Here is a 25,076-nt window from a genome sequence, read left to right on the forward strand (position 1 = left end):
GAGGAACCGGCCATGAACAAACCCCCGCATTCTCATTTCGATACGAGTGCACTCCCGCGCGAGCATCAGTTCGCCGCGTGGCGAGAGGCCATCAACGTGCTGTTCGACACCCGGTCTGCCGCACCGCAATCGCACGGCTTTCGCGCCAGCGTGGATGCCTATCTGTGCGGCGAGGCTGGGCTGGGCATGATCAGCGCGCAGGCACAACACTACGACCGCTCGCGCTCCAAGCTCGGGCGTGACGGCGTAGACGTCTATGTGCTCCAGTACTACCTCGAAGGCAATTGCGGACAGCGTGACGGCGCCAGTGGCACCGTCACCCGGCCAGGAGACCTGTTCATCGTCGATGCCGCACAGCCACTGGCCACCAGCACCAGCGACAGCCGCTTCCTGAGCCTGGTCGTGCCGCGGCGCCTGCTGGCTCCGGAACTGCGGTCGCCTGACGAACTGAGCATGCGCCTGTTGCGCGGCGATGCGCCCATGGTCGGCCTGCTGCGCGACCACCTGTGCGCCCTGTATCGAACCGCCGGACAACTGAGTGCCGCAGAAGCGCAAGCCATCATTCCGGGCACGCTGCAACTGGCGGCCGCAGCCATCAATTGCCAGGTGACAGAAGCCAATGCCACGGCCGTCAAGGAAAGCCTGTTCGCATCGATCTGCCGGCACATACAGCACAACCTGGCCGACCTCACCCTCACGCCCGAGGCAGTTGCGGCGCAGTTTGGTGTTTCGCGCGCCACGCTCTACCGGCTGTTTGAACGCGAAGGCGGCTTCTTCAACTACCTGCGCCTGCAGCGCCTGCGGCAATGTCACGCGATCCTGGCAAATCGCTCGCAGGCACATCGCTCGGTGGCCGAGATCGCGCAGACCTATGGCTTTTCCGACGCATCCAACTTTGCACGCGCGTATCGCCGGGCGTCGGGCATGTCGCCGCGTGAGACACGCATGCTGGCTCAGGAAGGCCGTGCCGCTGCGCTGCCCTTCGTGCAGCACAAAGACTGGCGGACATGGGTCGTACAGATGCGCTGAAACACACGCGCAGCTACCCCTCCCTCCCAATCCCATCCCAAGACTTGAAGCGCGCTCGCCCTGAGACGCGCTGACAGGTTCCCGCGACGGCCGTACCAGTTCACGGCCGGCGCGGCGTTCTTCATTGAACCGCTACCAGCATGCATGCGAGCATCCGGCCCGACCTGATTGGCGCCTGCGCGCTTGCGGCAAATACGGCCCTCGTGCTCTCGCTTCGTCGAACAGGTCGGAGCGGCGCAAGCATCTGCGCCTTGCACAACACACAACGACAAAACGAGGGTCTCGTGAAAGACATAACGGGAAAGACGCTTGCCTTGACGCTGTTCGCCACGGTGGCCTTGGCCGCATGCGGCGGTGGGGACTCGGGAACCAACACGGCAACCAATGGCGGCGGCAACACCGGCGGCAATACGCCACCGGCATCCACCTGCGCTGAAACCGGCGTAGACGCCAAGTACGCCTGCCAGACCGGCAGTACCGAGCCGCTGTACGCCTACCAATGGGCACTCAAGCAGGCAACGAGCTTCTTTGCGGCATTCGGCCTGGTCGCCAACGGCACGACCGACATCAACGTGGAAGATGCGCACAGGGCCGGCATCAAGGGCCAGGGTGTGAACGTGCTGGTGCTGGACGACGGCATCGACGTGCACAACGAAGACCTGTACGCCAATGCCAACTCGGACATGACGTACAACTTCGACGATGGCTCGGCTGACCCAACGCCGGCAGATATTCCCGCCAACGTGGACGCTGCACACGGCACCAACGCGGCAGGCATCATTGCCGGTGCGCAGAACGGCAAGGGTGTGATGGGCATCGCACCGCGCGCGACGCTGGGTGGTGCGCGGTTTCTGGTCAATGGCCAAGACATTCCCAAGGCGTACGGCGGTGCTCCATGGTCGAAGAACGGTCACATCATCAATGCCTCGTATGGCGAGAACCCGATCGCGCCGCTGGAGTACGACACCGCAACCTCCACCCAAGCAGCAGTGCGCGCCTTCCCGAATCTGCGTGGCGGGCGAGGACTGGTCATGCTCAAGGCGTCGGGCAACGAGTACGAAGAGATTAGCGTGACGGGTCAGCCGCTACGCCAGTGCCCCACGCTGGGCGGCCAGGCCGGCCTGATCAGCTGCGAAAATCCGGCGAACGATCCTGAAGCGCTGGAGCCGGGCGTCATCGTCGTCGGCGCGGCCAATGCACTTGGCGTCAAGTCGAGCTACTCCAACGCAGGCTCCGTCAACTGGATCACGGGGCTGGGCGGTGAGTCGGGGGAAGGCGGCAAGTACGGCGAGGTCGGATCGGGCCCAAAGATCTTCTCGACCGATCTTTCCGGCTGCGCGCGCGGCTACAGCCGCAATGGCGTGACCCGAACCAATGAGTTTGCGACCGGCGGATCGGCCACCAACACCAAAGACAATGCCAAATGCGATTACTCCAGCATGAACGGCACGTCGGCGGCCACACCCACACTGTCCGGCGTGGTCGCGCTGATGCTGTCGGCCAACCCGAACCTGACCTGGCGCGATGTGCGTGAGATCCTGCGCGCCACCGCCAGGCAGATCGACCCGAACTACGGCAGCCGCGACAACCGCAACGCCAAGGTGGATCTGACCAGCGGCACCCTGACGGCCGACACCAGCACCACCCTGGTCGACGGCGCAACCACGGCGCGTTTGGACTACGGCTGGCAAACCAATGGTGCCGGCTACGCCTACTCCACGTGGTACGGCTTCGGCCTGGTGGATGCTTCGGCAGCCGTCAAGATGGCCAAGGCATACACCGCGTACAAACCTGCCGCCCTCTCGGTACCGGATTTTGCGGCGGCCTTTGGCAACGTCAACCAACTGAACTACGGCTCGGTGCAGAAGCTGGGCCAGTTCAACGTGTCGGGCAGCGACAAGGTCGATGCGCTGCAACTGCGCGTGTCGGGCTCGGTGTGTGTGGGCAGTGTCGGCTTCTTCGTGAAATCGCCAGCAGGCACGGTGTCGGCATTGTCCTTGCCGTACAACGGCTACTACAACAACGGCGCCAGTGCCGTGAACAAGTACGGCCTGGGCAGTTATGCCTTCTATGGCGAGAACGCGGCCGGCACGTGGGAGGTCTACGCCGTGAGCGGCGTGCCGACCAATACCTGTTCGACCTATCAGCCGCAGGGTGGTACGCACACCGTGACCCTGGCCACGCCGCTGGCCGTGGAGTATCGCGTGATTGCCGCCAAGTAAGCACGCTCGGAGACCTTTCAACATGATCAATCCAACTGTTATCAAAACCGTGGCGCTGGCGGCGCTCCTTTCGATGGGTTCGGCATGCCAGGCGGCAGACCTGGTGGTCGGCAAGCACCTGACAACGCAGGAGCTGGCGCAATATGCAAGCGCACCGGTGGTGCAGATCGAATCGCAGTCGTTCAAGGTGCTCTCCAGTGGTACACGCACCAAGTCCGCAGGCGCCACCTCTGCAGCCGTCACACAAGTGGCCAACGAGCGTGGCGTGGTCGGCGAGAGCCGCAACGAGGTCGTCGTCTCGCAGGTGGCGGTCGACAGCGTGCGCCAGGCGGTGGCGGGGCTGGCAGTCACGCCCGTATCGGCGGAGTACTACGGCCACACGAGCATCAGCACGCTGCGGTTTGCATCGTTCCAGGACGCGGTGGATGCACGTGCGCAGATCAGGAAGCTGCTGCCACAAGCGCGGGTGGATGTGCCGGTGCGGTACGCCAAGCCCGTGGCGCGCTGATCCGCCTAACCGGCATGCAATTGAGCAAACGCCCCGCCCCGAGCGGGGCGTTTTGCATGAGGGCGTATCATCCCGACCTTTTACCGAGCCTCGTACCATGACCCAGGCCTCCGGCAGCTTTGAAGCACTCGCCGCACGCGAAGGCGGCTTGCAGCACCGTCTTTCTTCCGCGCAACTCACCATGATCGCCATCGGCAGCGCGATCGGCACCGGCCTGTTCCTGGGCAGTGGTGCGGCCATCCAGCTGGCCGGCCCCGGCGTGATTGCCAGCTACGCCATCGGCGCGGTCATCGCCCTGCTGCTGATGGGTTGCCTGGCCGAAATGGTCGTCGCGCACCCCACCACCGGCTCGTTCGGTGCCTATGCCGAGCACTACGTCAGCCCGCTCGCCGGCTTCCTGGTGCGCTATGCGTACTGGGCAGCGGTTGTGTTCGTGATCGGCGCGGAAGTGACGGCGGTGGCGGTGTATATGGCGTACTGGTTTCCGGGCGTACCGGCGTGGGTGTGGATCGTCGGGTTCTCGGCGGTGCTGGTGTGGATCAATGCGAGCAGCGTCGACGTATTTGGCGTGGCGGAATACTGGTGCTCGATGATCAAGGTGGTGGCCATCGTCGCGTTTCTGGCCGTGGCGAGCTATGCCATCTATCGCGCACCGGATGGCGGGCCGATCGGTTTCCACAACTACGTGGATGCGGGCGGCTTCCTGCCGCACGGCTGGTCTGGCGTGTGGTTTGGCGCGGTGGTCAGCATCTTCAGCTTCTTCGGCATCGAGCTGATTGCCGTGGCCGCCGGTGAGGCTCGCGAGCCCGAGGCCGCTGCCACCAGCGCGTTCCGCTCCACGCTGTTCCGGCTGGTGTTCTTCTACCTCTGCACGCTGGCGCTGATGCTGGCCGTGGTGCCCTGGCAGGAGGCCGGCACCGGCAAGAGCCCGTTCGTGCGGGTCATGGAAATCCTGGGCATTGCCGGCGGTGCGGGTGTGATGAACTTCGTGGTGCTGACCGCGGCGCTGTCGTCGATGAACGCGCAGTTGTATGTGTCCACGCGCATGCTGTTCAGCCTCGCGCGCGGCGGGCAGGCACCAGGGGCGCTGGGTGTGGTGAGCAATCGCGGCGTACCGCTGCGCGCGCTGGCGGTGTCCAGCTCCGGCGCGGCGCTGGCGGCGGTGCTGAGCGTGGTGCTGCCCGGCCACTCGTTCCTTCTGATGATGTCGCTGGCGATGTTCGGCGCGCTGTTCACGTGGCTCGTCATCTTCGTCACGCACTTGCGCTTCCGTAGTGCAGTGGAGCATGAAGGGCGTGCGCTGCGGTTCCGGATGTGGGGCTACCCCGTGCTGACCCTCATGGGCGCCGTCGCTATGGTGGTCATCATCGTCAGCACGGCATGGATGGCGGATTTCCGCATGACGCTGGTGGTGGGGGTGCCGTTTCTGGTGGTGATGGCGGTGGTGTTCCGCTGGGTGCGGCGCAAGTAGTCGCTCGGGCGCGACACCCCTCTTCTTGATGGCCCGGCTGACACGCGTTTGGCGGGGTTGTGAGATAGGATCGCAATCTTACGAAACGCTTAGCGAACTCCTGACCATGATCTCGGCCAAGCTGGTTGTCGCCTCTCTTGCCCTCTCCATGCCGCTGATTGCCGCGGCGCAGTCCGCCGATGCGCCGGTCGTCAAGAGTGGTGATCAGTGGACGTATCAGAACACCGTCGAGACCGGGCCTTCCGGCTGGAAGCAGTCGCACGACACGATCACCGTCGTGCGAACCACGTCATCCAGCATCTACTACACCGTCCAGGCCAAGGGCGCACCGACCGGGCCGGTTGAGGTCATTGCCGGCACGGACTGGAGCCGCATCCGCAACGTGGATGGCAAGGAAACCACGGTCAACCGCTCGCTCGCGTTCCCCCTGCAACCTGGCAAGACCTGGGACGTGTCCTTCACCGAACACAACCCCAACAAGGCCCACACGGTTGAGCAGCTGGACACCCACTACAAGGTGATCGGCTACGAAACAGTGGAAGTGCCTGCTGGCAAATTCAACGCCATCAAGATCGAAGCCGAAGGCCAGTGGAATGCGGAACTGGCGCCGATGAGCAACGTGACGCAAGCCGCCAACACCTCAGCAGGTGGCACCACGATGGTCACGCAGGTGCAACGCACCCAGCCAGGCAAGGCAACCGGGCGCACCTACAAGGCCATGTGGTACGTGCCGGAAGTGGGCCGCTGGGTGAAGTCGATCGAGGAGTACTACAACAGCGGCGGCGTACGCAGCCAGCGCTTCACGGCAGAGCTGGAGTCGTATCAACTGACCGCACGATAAGCCGCGAGGGCGATGGGCAGCCACAAGGCATGCCCGCCCTCGCCCACGGATCAGGCTTGCGCCAACGCCTGATCCAGATCGGCCAGCAGGTCATCGATGTGCTCGATGCCGATCGACAGCCGGATAGTTTCCTGCCGCACGCCGGCCTTGGCCAGCTCCGCCTCTGAAAGCTGCCGGTGCGTGGTCGATGCCGGATGCGTCGCGAGCGATTTCGCATCGCCGATGTTCACCAGCCGCGTGAACAGTTGCAGCGCATCCTGGAAGCGCGCACCCGCCGCAAACCCGCCCTTCACGCCAAACGTCAGCAGCCCCGGTGCCTTGCCGGAGAGGTACTTCTTCGCCAACGCATAGTCGGGGTGATCGTCCAGGCTGGCGTGGTTGACCCACTCCACCTTGGCGTGCCCCTGAAGATGACGTGCAATGCGTGCGGCGTTTTGCGTGATGCGGTCGATGCGCAAGCCCAGCGTCTCGATGCCCTGCAGGATCAGGAACGCGTTGAACGGTGACAGCGCCGCGCCGGTATTGCGCAGCGGCACCACGCGCGCCCGGCCGATGTACGCCGCATCACCCAGCGCTTCCGTATAGACCACGCCGTGGTAACTCACATCCGGCTCGTTCAGGCGCTTGAAGCGCGCCTTGTGCTTCGCCCACGGGAATTTGCCCGAATCGACAATCGCGCCACCCAGGCTGGTGCCGTGTCCGCCCAGGTACTTGGTCAGCGAATGCACAACGATGTCGGCGCCGTGCTCGATCGGCCGTACCAGATACGGTGTCGGCACCGTGTTGTCGACGATGAGCGGCACGCCATGCCGGTGCGCAATCTCCGCCAGCGCAGCAATGTCGGTGATGTTGCCCAGCGGGTTGCCGACGGTCTCGGCAAAGATGGCCTTCGTGCGATCGTCGATCAGTGCTTCGAACGAGGCCGGGTCCCGCGGGTCAGCAAAGCGCGTGGTGATGCCCGACAGCGGCAGCGTGTGCGCAAACAGGTTGTAGGTACCGCCGTACAGCGTGCTGGCCGAGACAATGTTGTCGCCCGCCTCCGCAATCGTCTGGATTGCATACGTGACGGCCGCCTGCCCGGAAGCCAACGCCAGCGCGCCAATGCCGCCTTCCAGCGCCGCAACGCGCTTCTCCAGCACGTCGTTGGTCGGGTTCATGATGCGCGAGTAGATGTTGCCCTGGACCTTGAGGTCGAACAGGTCAGCACCGTGTTGCGTGTCGTCAAACGCAAAGGCGACGGTCTGGTAGATCGGCACCGCCACTGCGCGCGTGGTCGGGTCGGCGCTGTAGCCGCCGTGGACGGCGAGGGTGTCGAGTTTCCAGTTGGGCGAGGTGGACGTCGTGGGCTGCGTCATCGTTGCGTCTCCGGAGGGTTGATCCGGCGAGCATATGGGCAGCCCTGCGGCGCACAAACGATCGTTTTTGTCTTTGCTTATGCCGTGGCAGCTTGAGCGGCGTTGTGCCCCTTGCGCAGCCCGAAAGACAACCGCCCTAGTCCGTGGCGAGTCTTGAGTAGAGCACGAAGTCTCCCGGCGTTCCCCGAACCATGCGATAGGAGCGCAACAGCCCCTCGTATTGATACCCGCACGCCACCAGTACGCGTGCCGATCGCGCATTGCTGGTCAAGACCGTCGCCTGCACGCGAAGAAAGCCGTACTGGACAAACGCCCACGCGGTGACCGATGTGCAGATTGCATGCGCAATGCCTCTGCCCCAGTGCGACGGGCAAAGGTCGTAGGCGATCTCCGCCGTCCGGTTCACGTCGGAAATGCTGTGAAACCCGATCGTCCCGATCAACGCTCCCGCGCTCTCGTCCACTACAGCCATGCGGCGGATCGATTCGGGTGACGTGGACGCATAGCCCTCGAACTGCGCGTTGAGGTCGGCTGGAGACGACAGGTTCCAGCTCGTGTGCTCGAAGACCTGGGGGAGCTTCAGATACGCATACCAAGCGTCGATGTCGGCGCGCTCAAGTTGCCGAAGCGTGATGCCAGGGTAGCCAGACGTTGGAGCGCAATCGATTCTCAACATGCACCTCGAATGGTTCGTTCAGCGGCATTGTATTGAGCTTCATCGCTGCATGCGTCGAGGGCTCGTGCCTGATCGCACCAGCCAAGCGCTTCTCTCCACTGCCGACCGTGACCGCTCCGGCGCGGAAAGTGGCGACGGCGGCAGCGGTCAGGGTCGGCCCCAAACAACGGCCAGCGGCCTACCCAGGCGCACCCTCCACCAACCTGCGCAACGCCGCATCGCGAATCTCCAGCACGGCAAACACCCCAAGCTTCCGCAGCGCCGGCACAGCCTCCAGCAACAAGCGCTCCGCCTCAGCACGCTCAGCAGCATCAGCCTTAGGGTCAAACCACGCCTGCGCGTTGGCCAGGAAGGCCGCCACCGTACCTTTGCGGATCGTCAGTCCATCAAAGTCGGCAAAGTTGGCGGTATCGGACAAAACATCTTCGGGTCGCATGGTGTGCTCCAAGGGTGATTGACCGCACCACTGTAGAGCCGATAAATTGGCCTGACTCAGCCATATAGGCCATTTGATACGCTTTTCAGGCCATGCCATCCCAACCCTTGCTTCCTGCCCAGCGTGTGCAATCGACCGATGGCCGATGGCTTTACGCGGTCGATCAGACCAGCCATTCGCCACGCGCCACCGCCCCACACAGCCATGCGCGCGGACAGTTGTTCGGGACAGATGCCGGCGTACTGACCGTGCAGACGGCGGAAGGCCGTAGCGTCGTACCTGCGGGACAGGTCATATGGATTCCGCCCGGCGTAGAACACGGCGCAGAGACGCACGGACCATTCGTAGGCTGGGCCGCCTACCTCGCGCCCGACGCATGCGAAGACTTGCCGGATGTGCCGCGCACGCTGTCGATGTCTGCGCTGCTCCGTGCCGCAATCTCCCGTGCGGCAACGTGGGCTGACGACGTGCTCGACCCGGCGCAGCAACGCATTGCTGCCGTGATTGCCGATGAAATCCGCGCGCTCACGCCAGCACCCACGGCCTTGCCGATGCCCATCGATACTCGCCTGCGCAAGATCGCCAACGCGCTTATTGCCGCCCCGTCCGACACCCGGCGTCTGCAGGATTGGGCCGATTGGGCCGCTGTTGCCCCGCGCACGCTCACCCGGCGATTTGCCAGCGAAACCGGCTATGCATTTGAAACCTGGCGCCACCGACTGCGCATGATGTGCGCGCTGGAAAAGCTCGCGGCCGGCGCGCCGGTAACGACAGTGGCACTCGATCTCGGCTACGACAACGTCAGCGCGTTCATTGCCCGGTTTCGTGCAACCTTCGGCATCACGCCGGGGCGGTATGCCGCCGGCGGATGCATGCACCTACCGATGCCTTCCTGAGCAGCTCACGCAGCGGCAATGGTGTCTGGCAATGCGGCCTCAGAACGCAGCTGACACCAACGTTCGGATACATGACGCGCCAGTTTGAAGGTCTTACCATTGGCGACTCAGTTGACTAAACATCCAAGCTCCGGGGGGACGATGGATCAAGTGAAGTCTGGCGGTATCGCAACACCCGATCCACGGCAAGAAACGTTCTTCCCGTCCAAACGCAACCCGCTGAAAACCACGCGCATCTCGATCTGGATCGGATTCGGCTGCGCATTCGCCATCAGCTTGCTTGCATTGAACGGCCGCACAAAAGCCCAGCTCATCGCCGCTGGGGTGATCTTGCCGCTCCTGCTTGCCCTCGACTGGTTTTTACGTCGGCAGCAGGGTGGTGGGCAGCCGCTGATCACACTCACTCGAAGCGATATCACCTCTGGGTTGTTTCCCGGCAAGCAGAAACGCTATCTCTGGCGCGATATCGAAAGTGTGATCGTACAAACGGTGCAGGGCACGTCGTACCTTCTGTTTCGATTGAACAGCTCGACCGGCGCGGCGCAAAAGCGGGGCTTTCGATTTGGCAGAGACCCTTCCAAGCGGCGGCTGGTGCTCTCATCGTTTGATGCCGCCGACCGTGAGCGCCTGCTTGACTCTATCCATATCCACCTGCAACTACAGAAGGGCGGCGCAATTGATCGGTCGACTCCGGTTAACCAGTTTGCAGTCGAGCGCAAGTTCGAAGAAAAGCTCAAGGCACTCGCTCCCAAACCTCGCATCACCTACATCCTGATCGCACTCAATATGCTGGTCTGGTTGGTAACGCTGTTGCTTGGTGGAAGCGTTTTGCAAACCCCTTTGGACACACTGTTCAACCTCGGTGGAAACGCTGCCTACGAAGTACAGCACGGCGAATGGTGGCGCCTGTTGAGCGCCATCTTCCTGCACGCAGGTGTCGTCCATCTGGTGATCAATATGATCGGGCTGTACTCCGTAGGCGTCGCGGTCGAGCGCATCTACGGACCTGTCGCATACGTCTTGATTTACCTGGGCGCCGGCCTACTCGGCAGCGCGTTGAGCCTGTCGTTCTCGGCACAGCATGCGATTGGCGTTGGTGCATCTGGCGCAGTATTTGGTGTCGCCGGGGCTTGGCTGGTCGCGGTGAGCCGATACCGCGACGAGATGCCGGAGGCGCTAAGCAAGCGACTCCTCACACAACTGGGCTCCTTCATCCTTTACTCGCTGGTGCAGGGCTTGATCACAGCCGGCATCGACAACGCTGCACACATCGGGGGGCTGGTCGGTGGATGTGCGCTGGCTTATATCCTGCCCGCTCGGTTCAACATGGAGCGCTACCGCGAGGTGCTGCGTAGTCGTTGCGCTATCGCCCTGGCGGCGGCGGTTGCAGGCATTAGCCTGCTGGCCTTCCTTGCGCCAATCGCAACGCTTGATCACCGTCAGTTCTTTGCGAACAGCACGGCTGTTGTTCACGGCCTGAGTTCCTTCGGCAACGCAGTCCAAGCCTTGCAAGCGGACGAACACGCCTTTGCCGCTGGCAAGCTATCTGCCCGCCAGTTAATCGAACGCAATCAGACAGTGCATATGCCGGCGATTCGGCGCGCGGCGCAGGCCTTGCACGCCGCCAATCTGCCGCAGAATGACCCTCGCGCTGCATTGGTTCGCAACGCCACGCTCTGTGCGGATCTCATGATTGAAGGAATGAACCTGACCGTCATGGCGGTGCCGGAAAGCGCCGGCATCACCTCGCCTGATCCGCAACGTCTGGCCAGCATCAAGACGCAGTTGGTCGAAATCGGCAAGCAGATGCGGCGAGACTCCGAAGCGCTGCAGCGTCGCGCGCGCAACTAGCGCTTGCTTACCTCTTCACCAACGGACAAGCTGATTCCGCCAGCGTATTGAACGCCTGCTCACCCGGAATCGTCTGCGCGAGCTTGTAGTAGTCCCACGGGCGCGTCGATTCCGACGGCTTCTTGACCTCGAACAGGTAGATGTCGTGGATCATCATGCCGTCAGCGCGCACGTAGCCGCCCTTGGTGTACATATCGTCGATCTTCATCGACTTGAGCTTGGCCATCACGCGATCGGAGTCATCTGTGCCGGCGGCCTGCACGGCCTTCAGGTACGTGAGCGTGGCGGAGTAATCGGCAGCTTGCAGGGCGCTCGGCATCTTCTTGTACTTGGCGTAGAAACGTTCGCCAAACTTGCGCGCGGCGTCGCTGGAGTTCCAGTACCACGGGTCAATCAGTTGCATGCCCTGCGCGGTCTGCAGGCCGAGTGAGTGGATCTCGTCGATGGTCATGACCAGGCCGACCACGCGCATCTTCTTGTCCAGGCCAAAGTCCTTGGCGGCCTTGATGGCGTTGATCGTGTCGCCGCCTGCATTGGCCAGCGCCACGGCCTGCGCACCCGAACTCTGCGCCTGCAGCAGATACGAAGAAAAGTCCGGCGCGCCGAGCGGATGCTTGGTGCCGCCCACCACCTTGCCGCCGCCCGCCGCAATCACGCGGCGCGATTCGGCATCCATGTCCTTGCCGAAGGCGTAATCGACCGACAGCAGGTACCACGAGTTGACGCCCTGCTTGCGCAGTGCGCCGATGGTGCCGCGCACGTGCGCGTTGGTGTCGTACGCATAGTGCACGGTGTAGGGCGTGCACTCCTCGTTGGTCAGGCGCGGCGTGCCGCCGCCGAGGTTGATATATACGCGCTTCTTCTCTGCCGCGATGCGATTCATCGCCAGGCCCGCCGCCGAGTTCGGGCCGGCAAAGAGCACGTCCACACCTTCACGGTCGATCCACTCGCGCGCTTTGGAGGCTGCTACGTCGGCCTTGTTCTGGTGGTCGGCCGAGACGATCTCGATGGGCTTGCCCAGCACCTTGCCACCGAAGTCCGCCACCGCCATGCGAATGGCTTCCAGCCCGCCGGGGCCGTCCAGATCGGCATAGACGCCGGACATATCGGTAATGAAGCCGATCTTGACCTTGTCGTCGGAAACCTGTGCGTGAGCGAAAAAGGAGGCGATGGCCAAGGCCACCGCAACCGTGGCGCGGCGTGCGTGCATGTGTGTCTCCTGATGTGTTTTGTTGTGGGTGCATGCCAGTGGCTGCACCTATTTGGAGCACATGGTATCGACACCATCCGTCGCGAACAGCCCCGGCGGGCGAAACACACTGTCAAGTGAGAGTCGACAGTGGCCTGTTTGCGATACGCTGTACGGCGCTCAGAAGCACATGCCTGTTGCCGTGGAGCTAGCGCTGATGGTGGCGGTATTGAAATCAACGATATGCGGCAACCCGCTGATGCGCACCATCACCCACGACTTCTGGTTCTGCACATTGGTACCCAGCACCATTTCGGTCTGGCCAGGGTCGTGGTGCTGCCACCATCGCCGTCGGGCGAACTCCGCGGTCCGGAAGCTACGTAGTCATTGAGACCGCTTTGGCCACCGCCGGCGCAGTTCCGGCATTACACAAACCCGTAGAGCTTGACCGGATTGGCAACGAAGATCATCTCCTGCCAATCGGCCCGTCCGATCCACACGGCCATCGTGTCGACCAGCGCAGCATCGTCAGGCTTGTGCGTCTTCTCGGTCGGATGCGGCCAGTCGGTGCCCCACAGCATCCGCTCGGGGGCCATGTTGATGAAGGCCTTGGCCACCGGCTCGACATCGGCATAGGCGGGGGCGCCGGTCTTGCTGTCGACGTAGGGACCGGAGAGTGTGATCCACGTGTTGCCCTTGTCGACCAGGCGCTGCGCGGTCCGCATGGCGTCGGACTGCATGCCGCCCGGTTGCGGCACGTGCGCGATGTGGTCGATGACGAGCGGGCATGGCAGCGCGCGCAGATGGGGCTCCAGTTCCGGCAGTTTTGCGCCCTGCACCACCAGTTCGATATGCCACCCGATTGCGCCGATGCGCGCGGCCAGCGGCGCGAGCATGTCAACCGTGGTGGCCCCCGGATAGCTGAGGTTGAAACGGATGGCGCGCACGCCCGCCGCGTGCATCTCCGTGAGCTGCGCGTCGGTGACCGACGTATCGACCACCGCAACACCGCGCGCGTTGGGGCCGAAGCGTTTGAGTGCATCCAGCGTGCAGCGGTTGTCGGTGCCGTAGGTGGAGGGCGTGACGACCACGTTGCGCTGCACGCCCAGGCGCGCCTGCACCTTGCGGTACTGATCGATGCTCGCGTTGGGTGGCTGGAGCGTGGTGCCTGGCGCGCTGGGGAAGCGGTCGTCGTAGATATGCATGTGGCAGTCCACCGCCCCGGCCGGCAGCTTGAATGCCGGCTTGTCGCTGCCGCTAGACCACACCTCGTCGGCCTCTGCGAACGCTGGCATCGCTGCTGCCACGGCACCCGCACCTGCCATCTGCAGGAACTGCCTTCTGCTGAACGCGCGCATGGTCAGGCCGTCTCCGTCTTGTTCAGCAACTGCCCTTCGGGCTTCGCCCGGCTCAACAGCAGCAGCGTCGCCACGCTCACCAGTGTCAGCACGGCCAGCGGCATCAACGCCAATGCGTAGCTGCCGGTGGACTGTTTGACCCACCCGTACACGTTCACCATCAGGCCGCCGCCGATGAGGTTGGCGATCGCGTTGATGGTGGCGAGCCCCGCCGCTGCCGCGCAGTTGGAGAGCATGCCCGAGGCCAGTGCCCAGAACGGCCCCTTGAACGAATACGCGCCCACCAGTACCGCGCACAACATCATCATGGTCGGCATCAACGACCCGCTGAGCGACGTACCAAACAGACCCAGCCCGATCAGCAGCATGGGGATGGCGGTGTGCCAGCGGCGCTCCTTCAGTCGATCCGAACGGCGGCCCCAGTAGACCATCAGCACCGATGCCACCGCATACGGCACCGAGTTGAGCAGCCCCGTCTGCATGACGGTCAACCCGAACGATTTGAGCAGCTGCGGCTGCCACACTGACAGCGTGCTGCCGGCGGCCGACGCGCACACATCCACCAGCGCCAGGCACAGCACATAACGGTTGCAGAACAGCTTGGCCAGCGACATCTGCGCGACCTTCTTGGGCCCGCGCGCTTCACCTGCCAGCGTGTTGGTGAGCCAATTGCGCTCTTCGGTCGACAGCCACTTGGCTTCTTCGGGGCGATTGGTCAGCAAGCGCAGGCAGGCGATGCCCAGCAGCACCGTCGGAATGCCTTCGAGGAGGAACAACCAATGCCACCCGCGCAGCCCGGCAAAGCCATCCATCTGCAGCAGCGCGGCCGAGATGGGCGAGCCGATAAAGCTTGCGGCCGGAATCGCCACCATGAACGTTGCCACGATGCGCGCACGGTGCGTGGCCGGAATCCAGTACGACAGATACAGCAGCACGCCGGGAAAGAACCCCGCCTCTGCCGCACCGAGCAAAAAGCGCAGCGCATAGAACGAGGCCGGCCCGCGCACCAGCGCCGTTGCGGCCGAGACCAGCCCCCACGTGATCATGATCCGCGCGATCCAGATGCGCGCGCCGTAGCGCTGCAGCGCAAGGTTGCTCGGCACCTCGAAGAAGAAGTACGACACGAAGAACAGGCTGCTGCCGAACCCGAACACGCTGGCTGTGAGCCCGAGGTCATGGTTCATCTGCAATGAGGCCATGCCCACGTTGCCGCGGTCGATGAAAGCCAGCAGGTAGCAGACCATAAGGAATGGCACGAGCCGCCAGACCACCTTGCGCAGGGTGCGCTGTTCGAGATCGGTCACACCGGTACTGCCCGTCACTTGCATGTATGTCTCCTGACGCCGTCGTGTGTTTTGCGGCGCTGTTGGGTGTGCAGAAAGAAAGGTACTGCGATCAGGCCATCAATGGGCGACCGCTTCGCCCGCATCGGCGCCCGGATCACCCAGCCAGGCGATGGCCAGCGCGCCGATAAGCAGCACAGCCGACACCGCCAGCAGCGGCGCCGTGAAGCCATGCGAAAACTGCTTGATGGCGCCGATCATCGACGGGCCCACAAAGCCGCCCAGGTTGCCCACGGAAACGATCAGCGCCAAGCCGCCGGCCGCTGCACGGCCGGTCAGGAAGTTGGAGGGAATCGCCCAGTACGTCGCCTGGAATGCGAGGATGCCGCTCACCGTCAGGCACAGCGCCGCCAGCTTGAGCGCGGGCGCATCCAGCGCCGTGCTGGCCGCCAGAGCGACCGCTGCCACCACCAGCGCGCCCGCCACATACGGGATGCAGCTCTGCGCGCGGTTCGCCATACGCGCCCACCACAGCATGACGACCGCGCCCATCGCGTACGGAATGGCCGTGAGCCAACCCACCACCGCATGCTCGACGCCAAACTGCTTGATGATCTGCGGCATCCACAGCCCCACGCCGATCGAGCCGACGATGCCGCAGAAGTTGATGAACGCCAGCACGAACACGCGCCAGTTGGTCATGGCGTCACGCAGGCTCGCGCCGTGCTTGCTGGCGATGTCGCGTTGCTCCATCGCAAGGCGACGCGCGAGCACGGCCTTTTCGTCATCGCTCAGCCACGTGGCCTTCTCGGGACGGTCCGCCAGCACAAACAGGCACGCGATACCCAGCACCACGGCAGGCAGCCCTTCGATCAGCAGCAGCCACTGCCAGCTGCGCAGGCCATACAGCCCGCCGAGTTCCAGCAACGCACCGGAAATCGGCGAGCCGATCATGTTCGCCACCGGAATGCCGACCAGGAATGCGGCCGTCACCTTGGCGCGCCACTTGCCCGGAAACCAGTGCGTGAAATACAGGTAGATGCCCGGCGTGAACCCGGCCTCGGCCAGGCCCAGCAGGAAGCGCGCCGCTGCAAAACTCTTGGGCCCGACCACAAACGCCGTGGCCATCGAGAACAGGCCCCACGTGATCATGATCCGCGCGATCCAGATGCGTGCACCCACCTTCTGCATGATGAGGTTGCTCGGAATCTCGAACAGGAAATAGCCGATGAAGAACAGCCCCGCCCCGAACCCGAACTGCTCGGCGGTCAGGCCGAGGTCCTTGTTCATCGTGAGCGCCGCAAAGCCCACGTTGGTGCGATCGAGATAGCTGATCACATAGCAGGCAAAGATGAACGGCAGGATGCGGCGGAACGCCTTGGCGAGCGTGCGTTCGCTCGCCTGGTAGTCCGCGTCGGGCAGCGTGGCAGCTGCGCGCACGTCCGCGCCGTCGGAGGGTCTGGCGGCGCGCAGGGTGCCTAAGGTGTGGGACATTTGCATGGTCTCCTCCATCGCGCTTCTGTGAGCGCTAGGGGTTACGTATCGATGCGCTAGTGCTGGGGCCTGGCCTGCTTTGCCCGATGCGGCAGCGGGCCGGCGATGTCCATCTCGGCTTTCAGCACGGTGCCGGACACCGACTCCGTCATGAAGAGCGTCTTCATGTCAGGGCCGCCAAAGCACAGGTTGGTGAGCGAGGCGCCTTCCGGGCTGGTGACGATCACCTCAGGCTCGGCGCGGTGGTTCAGCACCCACGCACGGCCAAGGCCAGGGTTGGCCACGAACAACCGGCCTGCCGTGTCGATCGTCAAGCCATCGGGGCCGCTCGGGCCGTACGACGTGAAGAACTGGCCGACCTTGCTGACGGAGCCATCGGCCTGCAGCGGCACGCGCCACACGCAGTTGCCGCGCGTCATGGCCACGTACAAGACCTTCTCGTCGGGCGACAGCACAAGCCCGTTCGGGCTGGGGCAATTGCCGAGCAGCATGTCGAGCTTGCCGTCCACCGACAGGCGATAGACGCGGCCCGTCGGGTCGTGCAAACCCGTCTGCCCTTGGTCGGTGAAATACAGGTTGCCTTGCGAATCGAACGTGAGGTCATTCACACCCCTGAAACGCTCCGAGTTGCGGCGCTGCAGATAGGACGTGACTTCCCCACGCTTGATATCGAGCCGCATCAGCCCGTTGCGGTAGTCGGTGATGAGCAGGTGCGCATCGTCGACCAGCTTCATGCCGTTGGGCTCGCCGTCGTACTCGGCCACCAGCTCCCAATCGCCCGCAGCAGAGATGCGAAAGATGCGGCCATGCGGGATGTCGGTTACGTATAGACAGCCATGACCTTGGCTATCCGGGCTCCACACCGGCCCTTCGAGGAAGGAGTCGGTGGCTTGCCCGCCACGATTGGCGCGCGCCCAGTCCGTCTGGACCTCGGGCTTGCGAAACTTGGCCGGCATGCGCGTGAAGACTTCAGCTTCACGCACAACAGGTGGCGAGAGCAGGAACATGGCTATCACGCCGCCGTGCGGGCGCGCTCCTCGATCACCGCGAGCACATTGGCCGCTGCGCCCTTGCCCATGTTCACGTAAGCCGCATCGCTCACGCCGCCGATGTGCGGCGACAGGATGACGTTCGCAATGTCCTGGAACGGGTGCGGCGTGGTCATCGGCTCCACATCGAAGCTGTCGAGCCCGGCCGCACGGAGTTGGCCGCTGGCCAGTGCCTCCGCCAATGCGGCCTCGTCGATGAGTCCGCCGCGCGCCGTGTTCACAAGGATCGCGCCCGGCTTGAAGCAACTGAACGCATCGCGGTTCAGCATCTTGCGGTTCTCAGCGGTCAGGGGGCAGTGCAGCGAGACCACGTCCGACTGTGCGTACAGCTCGCCCAGGCTGACCAACTTCACACCGGCCGGTGCCTCTTTGGAATACGGGTCAAACGCGATCACGTTCATGCCGAACGCCACCCCGATGGCAGCCGCCCGGCGCCCGATCGCGCCCAGGCCGACCAGGCCCAGTGTGCGGCCATCGAGTTCGACCGATTTGTGCGTCGCCTTATCCCAATGCCCGGCACGCATGCGCGCGTCGAGTTGTGGGACGGCCTTGGCGCACGCCAGGATCAGCGCCCACGCATGCTCGGCGACAGCCGCCGCATTGGCACCCACGGCAGCGCGTACCGCAATGCCGCGTGCCGCAGCGGCTTCCTGATCGATGACATCGATACCGCTGCCATGCTTGGAAATCACCTGCAGGTTGGCGGCCGCATCCATGATGCGTGCGTTGACCTTGCCGTAGCGGACGATGATCGCCACCGGCTTGTGTCGCGCGCAGAGCGCGACGATGTCATCTTCGGTGGGCTGCTTGCCGGCAAACACGACCTCGAAGTCGCTCAGCATATCGAGCGCCTGCGGCGCCAGATCGGCCGCCGTCACCAGTACAACGGGCTTGTGTGCAGACGCGCTCATCACAGTGCCTCGCCTTCGGCCAGCATGCCGGCAGCGCGCAATTCTTTCTCCAGCCAACCCGGGCGTGTGTCGCCCTTGCGAATAGCCGCAATGCGGGCAGCTTCCGCATCCACCTTCTTCTGTGCGAGCACGAGAATGCGCTCGACGTCTTCACGCGGGATGACGACCACGCCATCCGCATCGCCCACCACCAGATCACCGGGGTGCACGGTCGCGCCGGCAGCAGACACCGGCAGGTTCACGCGCCCCGCCACGCTCTTGGTCGGCCCGCACGGGTTGAGCCCGGCGGAAAAAATCGGGAACGTGCCGTGCGCCAGCTCGTGCGAATCGCGCACCGCCCCGTCGATCACAAACCCGGCGATGCCCGTGGCATGGGCCTGCGTGGCCATGATCTCGCCGATGAGCGCGCAGCTCTGGTCGCCCTTGCCATCCACCACGATCACATCGCCGGGCTTGGCGACGGCCAGGGCGGCGTGGATGGCAAGGTTGTCGCCGGGGCGGACTTCGACTGTCACGGCCGGCCCGGCCACCTTCATCGTCGGTGCGAGCGGTTTGACGCGGCTGTTCAACGTGCCGCGGCGGCCCGCCACGTCGGCCAGGATGGCGGCCTGGAAGCGGGCAGCCGCCTCCACAAGGTGGGGGGAAACGCGCTCGATGTCGCGAACGATGGTGGAAGTGGTATGCGAAGGGGTACTCATGAAAAGCTTGCCTCTGTCTTTAGCGTTGTACTATGTACAACAGTGGTGTACTCAGTGAAATCACTATAGCCACGGCAAGCGAGACGATCCACTAGCGTTTACCCGTCCGCCCTATACAACTGTGTTGTACACAGTACAATCATCCTGTTCATCAGTTCAGGGAGTTGGGAATGGGAAACGACGGCGTCGCCGCAGTGGAAAAGGCGCTGGCCTTGCTGGATTGCTTCAAGCCGGGGGCGGAAGCGCTAACACTGGCGGCCCTGGCGCAAGCCTCGGGCATGCACAAGACCACGGTGTACCGGCTGATGAACTCGCTGGAGCGCATGAGCTATGTCATTCGCTCGGAGTCTGGCGCGTATTCGCTCGGGCCGCGCCTGCTGTATCTGGGCAAGCTCTATGAGCAGTCCTTCCACCTGTCGTCGGTGGTTGAACCGGTGCTGCATGCGCTGGCGGCGGCCACACGGGAGAGCGCATCGTACTACGTCATCGATCACGGCCGGCGGCTGTGCCTGTTCCGCGCGGAGCCATCGGAGGGCCTGCGCGAGACGCGCCTGCCCGGTACCTCGTTGCCGTTGGACGACACGGCCATCAGCCACGTGCTCCGCTACTGGGGCCTGGGCGAAGCGCTGTATGACGAAGCGCCCGCGCTGCCGCTCTTCACCTCGGGCGCGCGCGACCAGCACACGGCGGCGTTTGCTACGCCCGTCTTCGGCTCCGGCGACAAGTTCATGGCGGCGCTGACGCTGTCTGGCGCGGCCTCCCGGCTCGAAGCGGCGCGCACCTCCAGTGACGTCGTCGCGCTGCAGCTGCAGGCGGCGTCCGACCTGTCGCGCAAGCTCGGTGCAAGTGCGGCGCTGTGCGAGCGAATCTACGGCCGTTGATTGGAGGCGCCAGCATGCGCACCAAAAGAAAAGCCCGCCCAGGCATGACACCGGGGCGGGCTTTTGTCGCTTCAGGCTGGCCGCTTACTGCCGCAGACCCATCACCTTGTCTGCGGTGATATCAGCGGGCTGGCCGCCAAAGTTCGTGCGCAGGTAGTTTGTAAGTGCGGCCAGTTCCGTGTCGCTCATCTGCGCGAAGCCCGGCATCTCCTGCAGGGCTTCCGTGCCCGGGAAGCGCTGCGCCTCAATGCCGTCGAGCATGGCAACGAGCAGGTTGTGCGCATCAGCATTGCGCACGGTGGCGTTGCCCAGCATCGGTACGGCAACGTGCGGCTTGCCCTCGCCATCGCGGCCATGGCAGCCGGCGCAAACGGCCAGGTAGCTCGCGCGGCCGGCCTTGAGCTGGTCGGCGTTGTCCGCCGTGGCGGCCACCGGCTTGAGCGGTTGCGGCGCGGGCGCCTTGTCGCCCAGCAGGTACGTTGCCAGCGCGCCCAGGTCTGCCTGATTCAGGTACTGCGTGCTCAGGTGGACCACCGGGTACATCTCGCCAAAGGCCGAGCCCTGCGGCGCAATGCCAACGCCGAAGAACGTCTGCAGATCGGCCTGCGTCCAGCCACGCGCCGCCAGGCCGGCGGGCGTGATGTCCGGCGCGACCACACGGCCCAGTGCAGCACCGGCGAGTGGTTTGCTGGCATCAAGCTGACCGGCAAACCCGCGCGGGCTATGGCATTCCGCACAGTGGCCCAGCGCGTTGGCCAGATAACGCCCTCGCTGCCACGCGGCTGCATTGCCGACCGATGCATCCGGCAGCGCGTCCTTCAGGAAGAACAGGTTCCAGCCCGCCATGGCTAGGCGGATGTTGTACGGGAAGCGCAACTCATGCTCGCGGTTGGCGACTGCCACCGGCTTCACCTGCTGGGTCAGATACGCGTACATCGCATCGGTATCGCCACGCGACAGGCCGCGGTACGACGTGTACGGCATCGCCGGATACAGATGCTTGTCGGGCGATACGCCATCATGCAGCGCCTTGTAGAACGCGTCCGCACTCCACTTGCCGATGCCGTGGTCCTTGTCGGGCGTGATGTTGGTGCCGTAGAACGTGCCGAACGGCGAGGCCAGCGGCACACCGCCCGCGAACGGCGCGCCGTCCTTGGCTGTGTGGCAGGCCGCGCAGTCCGCCGCACGCACGAGATAGCGGCCGCGGTTGATCAGGTCTGCACCGGTTAGCTTGGTGGGCGATGGTTGATCGGCAGCGGCCGGAATGTCGGCGGAGCGGTCACCGCAGGCGGCCAGCGTGGCGGCCGCCAGCAGCGGCAACACGGCCAGGCGAGCCAGGCGAAACAGATTGCGATGGTTGGGTTGAGCCATGGTCATCGTCATCACTTGCCGTCCTTGACGAGTCCGGGCGTGCTCAGGACGACGTCCTTGACGGCCTCGAAGTAGCGCACGTAGCCGGTGCAACGGCAAATGTGGTCGTTCAGCGCTTCGGTGATGGTCTCGTCCAGTTGCTCACGCGCCACCGGCTGGCGCTTGAGGCGCTCCACCAGCACCGTCGCGCCGTTGACGAAGCCCGGCGTGCAGTAGCCGCATTGGAAGCTGAAGTGCTCCAGAAACTTCTGCTGCACCAGCGAGAGCGATACCACCTCGCCCTTCTCATTGCGCGTGGCATGGCCTTCCACCGTGCGCACCTTCTTGCCCTGGAAGAAATGCGCACCGGTAATGCACGTGCGGACTTCTTCGCTGGTGCCGTCTGGCTTGTCGAGGATGACCGTGCACGCGCGGCACACGCCCTGCCCGCAGCCCAGGCGCGAACCCGTCAGGCCGGTGTATTCGTGCAGGAAGTCGATCATCATCAGACCTTCGGGCACTTGCACGGGGCCCACGTCCTTGCCGTTCAGGTGCAAGGTGATCGGTTGGGTGGTGATGCTGCTCATGCCAGTACCTCCTGAATCTTTTCCGCGGTCACTGGCAGGCTGGTGAAGCGGTGTCCGATGGCATGCGCGATGCCGTTCACAATGGCGCCCACCACCGGAATCATCACCACCTCGGCGATGCCCTTGGGCGGATCGGTTTCCGACAGGGGCGGCAGCACCGTCCCGGTCTGCGTCCATACAGCCACGTCCTTGGCGCGCGGCAGTTGGTAGCGGTTGAAGTTCCAGGTGCCGTTGCCGGGGCCGTCTTCATACAGCGGCAGGGATTCGTGCAGCGCGTGCCCGATGCCCATCGCCAGACCACCCTGCAACTGCCCCGACACGAGCTGCGGCGAGAGTTGCGAGCCGCACTCCATGATCGAGTGGTGCGACAGCAGTTCCACCTTGCCGCTGGCCTCATGCACCGACAGCTCGACCAGCGTGCCGACCGCGCTGTAGTACGTGACTGACGCGTTGTTACGCTGCGTGGGCGCGATGTACACCTTCTTGCGATCGAGCACGTGGTAGCCGCCGGCTGTCGTCATCTTGGCCTTGTACGCAGCATCGGCACCTTCGCCGTAGCGCACGGACAGGCCGTCGATCGGCACGCGCGTGGCCGTACCGTTCACATCGAAGTCCGCCTCGCTCCACTGCCAGCGGTTGAACACGTGCACCACAGCGCCCGTCACCAGGCCCAGGTCGTGCGCCTTCTTGACGATCTGCTCGTAGGGCAGCGCCTCCAGGCCGCCAGCCGTGAGCTTGCCGTCCACCCAGCGCGCGTCTTCCACGCGCACCACCAGCGAAGTCGCCTGACCACCGCCAATGCCCTGGCTCCAGATCGCCATGGCTGCCGGCCACAGGCCGTGCATGAAGACGATGCGTGCCGCCTCACGCGTGCTGTGCGTGAAGTAGTACGCCGAGTTGGTCGCACTGGCCGGTGATGCATAGGCCGGAGACCAACGCGGGTTGGCCGCCAGCTTGTCCTGATCGGCCTGGCTCATGATGTACGGATCACCGCTGGTGGTCACGGGCAGGTCTGCCCAGTCCGTCACCGCCACGCGCACTTCCGATGCAGGGCGGCCCAGCCAGCGCGCCACCGCCATCGCCTGCGAGGTCGACATGCCGGTACCGATCTCGGCCCCCGTATGGTTCAGCACGATCTGCCCGTCTGGGCGGATTTCCACCTTGGCGAACGAGGCTTCCGCACCCGTACCGAAGTCCTTCTGCACGCACGCAAAGCCCACGCCGTAGCGCTTGCCCGGGTGCGCCGCTTCAAACTCGGCCTTTTTCTTCGCGCGGTTCACCCACATCGGGTGCACCTTGGCGGCCTCCAGCACTTCATCCACGCGGATGGCGCCGGCCGGAATCGCGCCCTGCGTGTTCTTCATGCCCGAGCGCAGCGCGTTCTTCAGGCGAAACTCGATCGGGTCGAGCTTCAGTTGCTCGGCAAACTCGTCGACCATCATTTCGGTCGCAGCCATGCTCTGCAGCGTGCCGTAGCCACGTGCCGAGCCCGCGTCGATGGCGCGCGAGGCAATGGCCACCGTGGCGAGGTCGTTCTTCGGGAAGTAGTAGATCGACTGCGCAGCCGTGGCGCCCACCATCGCCACCGATGGCGAGAAGTTGCAGCGCCCGCCGCCGTTGGCCTCGAAATCGCCCTGGAACGATTGGAACAGGCCCGTCTTCTTGTCCACGGCGATGCGGTAATGCATCTTGAACGCGTGGCGCTTGATGGAGGTCTGGAACTGCTCGTAGCGGTCATTGGCCAGGCGCACGGGCTTGCCGTCTGCGTACAGCGCCGTCACCAGGCCATAGAACGGGAAGTTGTAGTGGTCTTTCGAGCCGTAGCCGACCGTGTAGCACGGGTGCACGATCACCTGCTTCACGGGGAAGGCGCCGCGGGCCTTGGCCAGCATCTCGGCCGTGCTCTCGCCCACTTCAATCGGGCTTTGCGTGGGCACCACCATGTGCAGCGTCTGCGAGGCACTGTCGTACCAGCAGTTGGCGTTGTCGGCTTCCAGCGCGGCGGTGTCGATGGACTGCGTGTTGTACTCGCGGTCGAGCACCAGCCAGTCTTCAGGCGGCTTGGCCAGTTCGTCGCGGATCTGGCCGGCGTAGAACATGCCCTGCTCGCCCAGCTTGCCGTGGTCCACACCATCGGGCCACACGGGCTCGTGCTTGCGCATCTGGCTGGGGAAGATCGGCGCGTTCTTCAGGCTGGAGAACACGTCGTCGTCATATGGCGTCTGACCACCCACGCGCACAAAGCGGAAGGTGCCCCATGGGTCGCGCTCCAGCGGGCCGGTCACCGCGCCGTAGCGGATGATCTTGTCCTGGAACTTGAGCTTGTCTTTCGCAAAGCGGAAGCGCGCGAAGTCGTGATAGATCAGGATAGCGACCGCGTGGCCGTGATACGCAGGCGTCTTGCCCGTCGGCAGCAGCATGTCGTCGCCATAGAACGCGGGGAAGGCTACGCCGTCGCGCGCCAGGTCTTCCGCGGTCACAACGCGATCGGGCTTCAACTCGTCGCCCAGCAGGCTCAGGTCAAAGCCCTCGTACGTGCGGTCGGCCAGCGTGGTGCGCAGAATGAATGCGTGCGATTGCTGCTGCGGCCAGTGCGGCATGTCGCGCGAGCGGATGTCGCGGGCAAACACCTTGTCGCCCGTGACCTTGGCAATGCCGTCAATACGGAACTTTGGGGTACTGGTCTTGGGGTCCCACTGGACCGGGGTGAGGATCTTTTCTTCAAACAGAGCCGCAAATGCGCGGCCGCCCAACGGTGCGATAACCACCGAGACGCCGGCCACGACAGTCGCTTTCAGGAAAGCGCGGCGCGACGGATGGGTAAGCGGCATGAACTTCTTCCTCGAAGGAATGCTACGGCGCACCCGCGTTCGGCGGGTGGCGTGGGGAGGGATGGGGAGCCTGGGTGCAAGTGATTGCCAGGCGGCTCCGCCTCTTTCGATTTTGGTATTCGCCTTGACCCAAGACAAGGCGCGATGCCGAATATCGTCT

The 25,076-nt window shown here is 64.2% G+C and carries 22 protein-coding genes; 8 read left to right on the forward strand and 14 right to left on the reverse strand.

What is annotated here, in order from left to right; genetic code table 11:
* Positions 1 to 12: 12 nt before the first annotated feature.
* The 5 genes from F7R11_RS18270 (at position 13) to F7R11_RS18290 (ending at position 6,071) form a co-directional block, all read left to right on the forward strand.
* Positions 13 to 1,029 carry a helix-turn-helix domain-containing protein gene (locus F7R11_RS18270; RefSeq protein WP_064808925.1) on the forward strand — a complete coding sequence of 339 codons (1,017 nt, stop codon included), beginning with the start codon at positions 13 to 15 and terminating at the stop codon, positions 1,027 to 1,029.
* A gap of 284 nt (positions 1,030 to 1,313) precedes the next feature.
* Entirely contained in the window at positions 1,314 to 3,251 is a 1,938-nt protein-coding gene (locus F7R11_RS18275) for a S8 family serine peptidase (RefSeq protein WP_064808924.1), read from the forward strand.
* Between the two features lie 22 nt (positions 3,252 to 3,273).
* Positions 3,274 to 3,759 carry a hypothetical protein gene (locus tag F7R11_RS18280; RefSeq protein ID WP_064808923.1) on the forward strand — a complete coding sequence of 162 codons (486 nt, stop codon included), beginning with the start codon at positions 3,274 to 3,276 and terminating at the stop codon, positions 3,757 to 3,759.
* Between the two features lie 97 nt (positions 3,760 to 3,856).
* On the forward strand, positions 3,857 to 5,230 hold the full coding sequence (locus F7R11_RS18285; RefSeq protein ID WP_064808922.1) for an amino acid permease: 1,374 nt from the start codon (positions 3,857 to 3,859) through the stop codon (positions 5,228 to 5,230).
* A gap of 106 nt (positions 5,231 to 5,336) precedes the next feature.
* Positions 5,337 to 6,071, forward strand: coding sequence for a hypothetical protein (locus F7R11_RS18290; RefSeq protein ID WP_021192921.1), 735 nt, complete (start codon positions 5,337 to 5,339; stop codon positions 6,069 to 6,071).
* A gap of 50 nt (positions 6,072 to 6,121) precedes the next feature.
* Here F7R11_RS18290 and F7R11_RS18295 read toward each other — a convergent pair whose 3' ends face one another.
* The 3 genes from F7R11_RS18295 to F7R11_RS18305 form a co-directional block, all read right to left on the reverse strand.
* On the reverse strand, positions 6,122 to 7,426 hold the full coding sequence (locus tag F7R11_RS18295; RefSeq protein ID WP_021192922.1) for an O-acetylhomoserine aminocarboxypropyltransferase/cysteine synthase family protein: 1,305 nt from the start codon (positions 7,424 to 7,426) through the stop codon (positions 6,122 to 6,124).
* Between the two features lie 136 nt (positions 7,427 to 7,562).
* Entirely contained in the window at positions 7,563 to 8,099 is a 537-nt protein-coding gene (locus tag F7R11_RS18300; protein WP_064809130.1) for a GNAT family N-acetyltransferase, read from the reverse strand.
* A 181-nt stretch (positions 8,100 to 8,280) separates the two neighbouring features.
* A complete protein-coding gene (locus F7R11_RS18305; protein WP_064808921.1) occupies positions 8,281 to 8,538 on the reverse strand; it encodes a hypothetical protein in 258 nt (85 codons plus the stop codon).
* Positions 8,539 to 8,630: 92 nt separating this feature from the next.
* On the opposite strand from F7R11_RS18305, the gene F7R11_RS18310 reads away from it, so the two are divergent.
* The gene (locus tag F7R11_RS18310) at positions 8,631 to 9,434 is read left to right on the forward strand and encodes an AraC family transcriptional regulator (RefSeq protein ID WP_064808920.1); all 804 of its coding nucleotides are present in this window, start codon (positions 8,631 to 8,633) and stop codon (positions 9,432 to 9,434) included.
* Positions 9,435 to 9,575: 141 nt separating this feature from the next.
* The gene (locus tag F7R11_RS18315) at positions 9,576 to 11,285 is read left to right on the forward strand and encodes a rhomboid family intramembrane serine protease (RefSeq protein WP_064808919.1); all 1,710 of its coding nucleotides are present in this window, start codon (positions 9,576 to 9,578) and stop codon (positions 11,283 to 11,285) included.
* 7 nt (positions 11,286 to 11,292) lie between these two features.
* On the opposite strand, the gene F7R11_RS18320 is transcribed toward F7R11_RS18315, so the two are convergent.
* From F7R11_RS18320 to F7R11_RS18350, 8 genes are all read right to left on the reverse strand, one after another.
* A complete protein-coding gene (locus tag F7R11_RS18320) occupies positions 11,293 to 12,495 on the reverse strand; it encodes an ABC transporter substrate-binding protein (protein ID WP_064808918.1) in 1,203 nt (400 codons plus the stop codon).
* 159 nt (positions 12,496 to 12,654) lie between these two features.
* Positions 12,655 to 12,786 (reverse strand): hypothetical protein, encoded by a 132-nt coding sequence (locus tag F7R11_RS27435; protein ID WP_257784472.1) that lies wholly within the window; start codon positions 12,784 to 12,786, stop codon positions 12,655 to 12,657.
* Between the two features lie 113 nt (positions 12,787 to 12,899).
* A complete protein-coding gene (locus F7R11_RS18325) occupies positions 12,900 to 13,832 on the reverse strand; it encodes an amidohydrolase family protein (RefSeq protein WP_064808917.1) in 933 nt (310 codons plus the stop codon).
* Positions 13,833 to 13,834: 2 nt separating this feature from the next.
* A complete protein-coding gene (locus F7R11_RS18330; protein WP_064808916.1) occupies positions 13,835 to 15,160 on the reverse strand; it encodes an MFS transporter in 1,326 nt (441 codons plus the stop codon).
* A 75-nt stretch (positions 15,161 to 15,235) separates the two neighbouring features.
* The gene (locus F7R11_RS18335; RefSeq protein ID WP_104577578.1) at positions 15,236 to 16,615 is read right to left on the reverse strand and encodes an MFS transporter; all 1,380 of its coding nucleotides are present in this window, start codon (positions 16,613 to 16,615) and stop codon (positions 15,236 to 15,238) included.
* A 50-nt stretch (positions 16,616 to 16,665) separates the two neighbouring features.
* The gene (locus F7R11_RS18340) at positions 16,666 to 17,616 is read right to left on the reverse strand and encodes an SMP-30/gluconolactonase/LRE family protein (protein ID WP_064808914.1); all 951 of its coding nucleotides are present in this window, start codon (positions 17,614 to 17,616) and stop codon (positions 16,666 to 16,668) included.
* Positions 17,617 to 17,621: 5 nt separating this feature from the next.
* On the reverse strand, positions 17,622 to 18,569 hold the full coding sequence (locus F7R11_RS18345; RefSeq protein ID WP_064808913.1) for an NAD(P)-dependent oxidoreductase: 948 nt from the start codon (positions 18,567 to 18,569) through the stop codon (positions 17,622 to 17,624).
* The gene (locus F7R11_RS18350) at positions 18,569 to 19,267 is read right to left on the reverse strand and encodes an RraA family protein (RefSeq protein ID WP_021192931.1); all 699 of its coding nucleotides are present in this window, start codon (positions 19,265 to 19,267) and stop codon (positions 18,569 to 18,571) included. Before F7R11_RS18350 ends, F7R11_RS18345 begins: the two co-directional genes overlap by 1 nt.
* Positions 19,268 to 19,437: 170 nt before the next feature.
* Between F7R11_RS18350 and F7R11_RS18355 the strand changes: the two genes are divergently transcribed.
* Positions 19,438 to 20,148, forward strand: coding sequence for an IclR family transcriptional regulator (locus tag F7R11_RS18355; protein ID WP_064808912.1), 711 nt, complete (start codon positions 19,438 to 19,440; stop codon positions 20,146 to 20,148).
* An 84-nt stretch (positions 20,149 to 20,232) separates the two neighbouring features.
* Here F7R11_RS18355 and F7R11_RS18360 read toward each other — a convergent pair whose 3' ends face one another.
* The 3 genes from F7R11_RS18360 to F7R11_RS18370 are packed head-to-tail and all read right to left on the reverse strand — an operon-like array spanning position 20,233 to position 24,916.
* Positions 20,233 to 21,531 carry a c-type cytochrome gene (locus F7R11_RS18360; RefSeq protein WP_064808911.1) on the reverse strand — a complete coding sequence of 433 codons (1,299 nt, stop codon included), beginning with the start codon at positions 21,529 to 21,531 and terminating at the stop codon, positions 20,233 to 20,235.
* Positions 21,531 to 22,085 carry a (2Fe-2S)-binding protein gene (locus F7R11_RS18365; RefSeq protein WP_021192934.1) on the reverse strand — a complete coding sequence of 185 codons (555 nt, stop codon included), beginning with the start codon at positions 22,083 to 22,085 and terminating at the stop codon, positions 21,531 to 21,533. Before F7R11_RS18365 ends, F7R11_RS18360 begins: the two co-directional genes overlap by 1 nt.
* Positions 22,082 to 24,916, reverse strand: a complete 2,835-nt coding sequence (locus F7R11_RS18370; protein ID WP_064808910.1) for a xanthine dehydrogenase family protein molybdopterin-binding subunit — start codon at positions 24,914 to 24,916, stop codon at positions 22,082 to 22,084. Before F7R11_RS18370 ends, F7R11_RS18365 begins: the two co-directional genes overlap by 4 nt.
* Positions 24,917 to 25,076 lie beyond the last annotated feature (160 nt).

Source organism: Ralstonia insidiosa, assembly GCF_008801405.1.
GTDB lineage: Bacteria > Pseudomonadota > Gammaproteobacteria > Burkholderiales > Burkholderiaceae > Ralstonia > Ralstonia insidiosa.

What these genes read in the sequence shown, in the direction of transcription:
- F7R11_RS18270 (WP_064808925.1), top strand. Translation starts at nt 13, where the DNA reads ATGAACAAACCCCCGCATTCTCATTTCGATACGAGTGCACTCCCGCGC.
- F7R11_RS18280 (WP_064808923.1), top strand. Translation starts at nt 3,274, where the DNA reads ATGATCAATCCAACTGTTATCAAAACCGTGGCGCTGGCGGCGCTCCTT.
- F7R11_RS18285 (WP_064808922.1), top strand. Translation starts at nt 3,857, where the DNA reads ATGACCCAGGCCTCCGGCAGCTTTGAAGCACTCGCCGCACGCGAAGGC.
- F7R11_RS18290 (WP_021192921.1), top strand. Translation starts at nt 5,337, where the DNA reads ATGATCTCGGCCAAGCTGGTTGTCGCCTCTCTTGCCCTCTCCATGCCG.
- F7R11_RS18295 (WP_021192922.1), bottom strand. Translation starts at nt 7,426, where the DNA reads ATGACGCAGCCCACGACGTCCACCTCGCCCAACTGGAAACTCGACACC.
- F7R11_RS18305 (WP_064808921.1), bottom strand. Translation starts at nt 8,538, where the DNA reads ATGCGACCCGAAGATGTTTTGTCCGATACCGCCAACTTTGCCGACTTT.
- F7R11_RS18310 (WP_064808920.1), top strand. Translation starts at nt 8,631, where the DNA reads ATGCCATCCCAACCCTTGCTTCCTGCCCAGCGTGTGCAATCGACCGAT.
- F7R11_RS18315 (WP_064808919.1), top strand. Translation starts at nt 9,576, where the DNA reads ATGGATCAAGTGAAGTCTGGCGGTATCGCAACACCCGATCCACGGCAA.
- F7R11_RS18320 (WP_064808918.1), bottom strand. Translation starts at nt 12,495, where the DNA reads ATGCACGCACGCCGCGCCACGGTTGCGGTGGCCTTGGCCATCGCCTCC.
- F7R11_RS27435 (WP_257784472.1), bottom strand. Translation starts at nt 12,786, where the DNA reads ATGGTGCTGGGTACCAATGTGCAGAACCAGAAGTCGTGGGTGATGGTG.
- F7R11_RS18325 (WP_064808917.1), bottom strand. Translation starts at nt 13,832, where the DNA reads ATGCGCGCGTTCAGCAGAAGGCAGTTCCTGCAGATGGCAGGTGCGGGT.
- F7R11_RS18330 (WP_064808916.1), bottom strand. Translation starts at nt 15,160, where the DNA reads ATGCAAGTGACGGGCAGTACCGGTGTGACCGATCTCGAACAGCGCACC.
- F7R11_RS18335 (WP_104577578.1), bottom strand. Translation starts at nt 16,615, where the DNA reads ATGCAAATGTCCCACACCTTAGGCACCCTGCGCGCCGCCAGACCCTCC.
- F7R11_RS18340 (WP_064808914.1), bottom strand. Translation starts at nt 17,616, where the DNA reads ATGTTCCTGCTCTCGCCACCTGTTGTGCGTGAAGCTGAAGTCTTCACG.
- F7R11_RS18345 (WP_064808913.1), bottom strand. Translation starts at nt 18,569, where the DNA reads ATGAGCGCGTCTGCACACAAGCCCGTTGTACTGGTGACGGCGGCCGAT.
- F7R11_RS18350 (WP_021192931.1), bottom strand. Translation starts at nt 19,267, where the DNA reads ATGAGTACCCCTTCGCATACCACTTCCACCATCGTTCGCGACATCGAG.
- F7R11_RS18355 (WP_064808912.1), top strand. Translation starts at nt 19,438, where the DNA reads ATGGGAAACGACGGCGTCGCCGCAGTGGAAAAGGCGCTGGCCTTGCTG.
- F7R11_RS18360 (WP_064808911.1), bottom strand. Translation starts at nt 21,531, where the DNA reads ATGACGATGACCATGGCTCAACCCAACCATCGCAATCTGTTTCGCCTG.
- F7R11_RS18365 (WP_021192934.1), bottom strand. Translation starts at nt 22,085, where the DNA reads ATGAGCAGCATCACCACCCAACCGATCACCTTGCACCTGAACGGCAAG.
- F7R11_RS18370 (WP_064808910.1), bottom strand. Translation starts at nt 24,916, where the DNA reads ATGCCGCTTACCCATCCGTCGCGCCGCGCTTTCCTGAAAGCGACTGTC.